Below are 4082 nucleotides of genomic sequence, written 5' to 3' on the forward strand. Positions count from 1 at the left end.
AGCGGGCGAGGGGCCGCGCGGCGCCAGCGGGCGGCGGACGATGGCCTCGGCCCGGGCCAGCCAGCGGTTGGCCTCCTGGATCGCCAGGGCGGGCGAGCGGCTCTGGCGCTGCTGCTGGTCGCCTTCCAGCCAAAGGTCCAGCTCGAAGTCGGGGTGGCGGGGATCGTCGAAGATCATGCGCAGGCAGACCCGGCTGGCCTGCTGGACGATCTGGTCGATGGCCCGGCGCTGCTCGCCCCGGAACACGCGGCCGATCACCTGGTTGTCGACCGAAAGCTCGGCCCCCATCAGCTCGTCGATACGGTAGAGCAGGCACCAGGTCCCGTTGTCCCAGGCGACGGCGGCGGTGTTGGTGTCGAACGAGAAGCCCGCGCCCTTGCCGCGGCCGTGAGCGATGATCACGGTCTCGGGTTCGCCCTTCAGCACGTGGCGGAGGGCGCGGCGGATACGCCGCTCTTCGTCCATGAACCAGATGGCCGCGCTGCCCATGAAGGTGACGGCCGAGCCGGCGATGGCCACGAGAACAAGGAGACGCCAGAACTCGCTCATGGTTTCGGAAACTAGCGGCGTTCGCGGATTCGCGACAGGGGCGCCCGATACCGGTGGGCGCCCGCGATCAGAGCTTTAGCCTGGCCACCACCGGCACGTGGTCCGACGGCTTTTCCTTGTCTCGTTCGTCGCGGTGGATCGTGACGTCTTCGAGGAGGTCGGCGGCCTGGGGCGACAGCAGCAGGTGGTCGATGCGGATGCCCAGGTTCCTGGGCCAGGCGCCGGCCTGATAGTCCCAGAAGGTGTAGCCGCCCGGCGCGCCGTCGGCCTGCATGTAGGCGTCGGTGAAGCCGAGGTTCTTCAGCGCCCGGAAGGCGGCGCGGCTCTCGGGCTGGAACAGGGCGTCGCCTGCCCAAGCCTCGGGATTGGCCACGTCCTCGGCTTCGGGGATGACGTTGTAGTCGCCGGCGATCACCAGCGGCTCCTCGAAGGCGAGCAGTCCCTTGGCGTGTTCGTGCAGGCGGCGCATCCACGACAGCTTGTAGGCGAACTTCTCGGTGCCGATCGGATTGCCGTTGGGCAGGTAGATGCCGACCACCCGCACCGGCTTGGGTCCGGAGATCACCGCCTCGACATAGCGCGCCTGCTCGTCCTCGGCGTCGCCTTCGAGCAGCGGCAGGCCCTTGCGGACGTCTTCGAGCGGATGCTTCGAGAGCAGGGCGACGCCGTTGTAGGTCTTCTGGCCGTGGACGACGACGTTGTAGCCCAGGCGCTCGAAGGCCTCGGCCGGGAACTTCTCGTCGATGCACTTGATCTCCTGCAGCACCGCGACGTCCGGCGCCTCGGCCTCGAACCAGGCCAGGACGTTGTCCAGGCGGGCGTTGACCGAATTGACGTTCCAGGTGGCGATGCGCATGGCGGGCTCCGAGCAGGCGCCGGAGGCTAGGGGGCGCGGCCCTCGGGCTCAAGCGGCCAGGGGGAGATTTCGGGGGATAGGGCGCTTAGCCGATCTGATCGATGATCAGTTCGCGCAGTTCGGCGCGGGTGAGGCCGGGCCAGGCCCAGAGCGTGGCGGGCGAGAGCGGGGAGGTCACGGCAGGCGAAAGGTTCGGGGTGCGCGGCTTTTGGACAGCGGTGGGCGCACGAGTGGTGTTGGTTTTCATAAAGTTCCAGTTTGGGAACGGCGATGTCGTCGTTCCGGATAATCGAATTAGGGGAGAAAAGCCCGCCCGCGCCGCAGGGCGGCGCTAGGGCGAGGATGGCGCTTTCGTGCGGCATTGAGGCCGCAGGTAATGAGCGCTCGCTTACAAATAGGGGAGGCGGCGTCGCATTACAATGGTCGCGCGACGATCGCGACGCCAGGTCGCAGGCGCCGAAGAGCGCGACAGACGCCAAGTCGCGCCCGTTTCAAGCGAGGCTCGGCGTTGGCCCGCAGGCCTTCGCGATCAGATCGAGAAGCTGACGCCGCAGCCGCAGCTGGACTTGGCGTTGGGGTTCTTCACCCGGAACTCGGCGCCGGCCAGTTCGTCGACGAAATCGATCTCCGAACCCTTCAGCAGGGCAAGGGAGATCACGTCGACCAGGGCCGCTGCCCCGTCGCGCTCGATCTTGAGATCGTCGTCCTGCGCGGCCTCGACCAGATCGAACCGATATTGGAAGCCCGAGCAGCCGCCGCCATCGACGGCGACGCGCAGCATCACCTCGCGACCTTCGGCCTCGGAAAGCGCGTGCAGCCGGCGGGCGGCGTTCGAAGAAAGCGTAACGGTGGTGTCGGTCATGGCTGTGGAAACTTCATCTATCGCCTATATGAGGACGTCCGCGCCCCGGGGAAAGGGGCGATCAGCAAAGGCCGCTCATGTCGACGTCTCCGTTCGCCGTCCCCCGCGCCCCTTACGCCGAGGATCCGGCCAAGTCTCGCGGCCGGCGATACCAGGAAGACGAGAGCCGCACGCGCACCCCGTTCGCCCGTGACCGCGACCGCATCATCCACACCTCGGCCTTCCGTCGCCTGAAGGAAAAGACCCAGGTCTTCGTCGCCCACGAGGGCGACCAGTTCCGCACGCGACTGACCCATTCGCTGGAAGTCGCCCAGATCGCCCGCTCGCTGGCCACGGCCCTGGGGCTGGACGTCGATCTGGCCGAGACCATCGCTCTGGCTCACGACCTGGGCCATCCGCCGTTCGGCCATGCCGGCGAGGACGAACTGGAACTGCAGACCAAGGACTTCGGCGGCTTCGACCACAACGTCCAGACCTTCCGCGTGGTGACCGAACTGGAGCACCGCTATCCGGACTTCATCGGCCTGAACCTGACCTGGGAGACCCTGGAAGGGGTCATCAAGCACAACGGTCCGGTGGTTCATAAGCTGGGCGAGCCGTCTTGGAAGGCGATCTCCAAGTACGACGCCGAATACGGCCTCAAGCTGGACACCTGGGCCTCGGCCGAGGCCCAGGTCGCGGCCCTGTCGGACGACATCGCCTACAACAACCACGACATCGACGACGGGGTGGAGGCGGGGCTCTTCACGCTGGACGAGCTGATGGACGTGCCGCTGATCGGCCCGATCCTGGCGGCGGTGCGCAGCGAACGCCCGGAACTCGACGCGCGCATCACCCGTCTGGAGGCCGTGCGCCGGATGATCGGCGCCATGGTCGACGACGTCATGGGCGAGACCCTGCAACGGGCCGCGGCCACCGGCGTCGCCTCGGCCGACGAGGTGCGGGCCCTGCCGCATGCGCTGGTGTCGTTCTCGGCCGACATGCTGGAAGACCTGGCCCGCCTGCGCCAGTTCCTTCACGCCAAGATGTACCGCCACTGGCGGGTGAACCGCACCCGCAGCCAGGCGCGCCGCATTCTGGCCGAGATGTTCACGCTTTTCTTGGCCGAACCCGAGGTCCTGCCCTCTGAATGGTTCGCCAAGTCGCAGAACCGCGACCAGGCCGGAAGGGCCCGCGTGGTGTGCGACTACATCGCCGGCATGACCGATCGTTTCGCCATCGAGGAGCACCGCAAGCTGTTCCATCTGGATGTCTGGAACTGACGGCCTGCCGCCGCGGAAGGAACATGCACAACCGGCAAGGGTGCGACAGTTCTGAACGGGGATCGGGTCCAGTACAGTACGAACTTGCGCGCGTGATTCGCCGATGGCGATGCGAGCGCCGGAATTCTGGAGCCTTGTGAGATGTCCGACCCGCACCGCGGCGCCTATGCGCCGCCCACTGATGCGCCGCTGTCCTTCGATGCGCGCCAGCCGGTGCGTGGGTCGAGGCCGCTGCCTCTGACCCTGATCATCAGCGCGGTGGTGCTCGCCACCCTGCTGGTCGGCGTGTTCCTGGTCTATCGCAACGGCATCCGTGGCCCCAACGAGCCGCCGCGCACCGTGGGCGAGCCGGTGGCCGAGATGAAGGCCGCTCCGGCGCCGGACCAGAACAAGCCCGACGAAGCCGCCGGACTGCAGATCTACAGCCACGAGAACCCGACGGCCTCGCCGACCTACGCCGCGCCGCCGGAAGAGCCGATGGCCCGTCCGACCGCCCCGCCGCCGGCCGCTCCGGTGCAGAGCGCCAGCCTGCCGCCGGCCAAGCCGCCCGTCG

The 4082-nt window shown here is 67.8% G+C and carries 3 protein-coding genes and 2 pseudogenes; 2 read left to right on the forward strand and 3 right to left on the reverse strand.

Annotation, left to right across the window (positions count from 1 at the left end):
* From DMC18_RS21400 to erpA, 3 genes and pseudogenes are all read right to left on the reverse strand, one after another.
* Positions 1–549: pseudogene (locus tag DMC18_RS21400) on the reverse strand (hypothetical protein); the annotation flags it as partial.
* A 67-nt stretch (positions 550–616) separates the two neighbouring features.
* A complete protein-coding gene (xth, locus tag DMC18_RS21405; RefSeq protein WP_110120918.1) occupies positions 617–1405 on the reverse strand; it encodes an exodeoxyribonuclease III in 789 nt (262 codons plus the stop codon).
* 529 nt (positions 1406–1934) lie between these two features.
* Positions 1935–2267 (reverse strand): iron-sulfur cluster insertion protein ErpA, encoded by a 333-nt coding sequence (gene erpA, locus DMC18_RS21410; protein ID WP_110120917.1) that lies wholly within the window; start codon positions 2265–2267, stop codon positions 1935–1937.
* Between the two features lie 77 nt (positions 2268–2344).
* Between erpA and DMC18_RS21415 the strand changes: the two genes are divergently transcribed.
* Entirely contained in the window at positions 2345–3529 is a 1185-nt protein-coding gene (locus DMC18_RS21415) for a deoxyguanosinetriphosphate triphosphohydrolase (protein ID WP_110120916.1), read from the forward strand.
* A gap of 141 nt (positions 3530–3670) precedes the next feature.
* A pseudogene (locus DMC18_RS21420) lies at positions 3671–4082 on the forward strand (SPOR domain-containing protein); the annotation flags it as partial.

The organism is Caulobacter sp. D5 (assembly GCF_003185805.1).
GTDB lineage: Bacteria > Pseudomonadota > Alphaproteobacteria > Caulobacterales > Caulobacteraceae > Caulobacter.

Coding starts and splice junctions, on each gene's coding strand:
- xth (WP_110120918.1), bottom strand. CDS start 1,405: ATGCGCATCGCCACCTGGAACGTCAATTCGGTCAACGCCCGCCTGGAC.
- erpA (WP_110120917.1), bottom strand. CDS start 2,267: ATGACCGACACCACCGTTACGCTTTCTTCGAACGCCGCCCGCCGGCTG.
- DMC18_RS21415 (WP_110120916.1), top strand. CDS start 2,345: ATGTCGACGTCTCCGTTCGCCGTCCCCCGCGCCCCTTACGCCGAGGAT.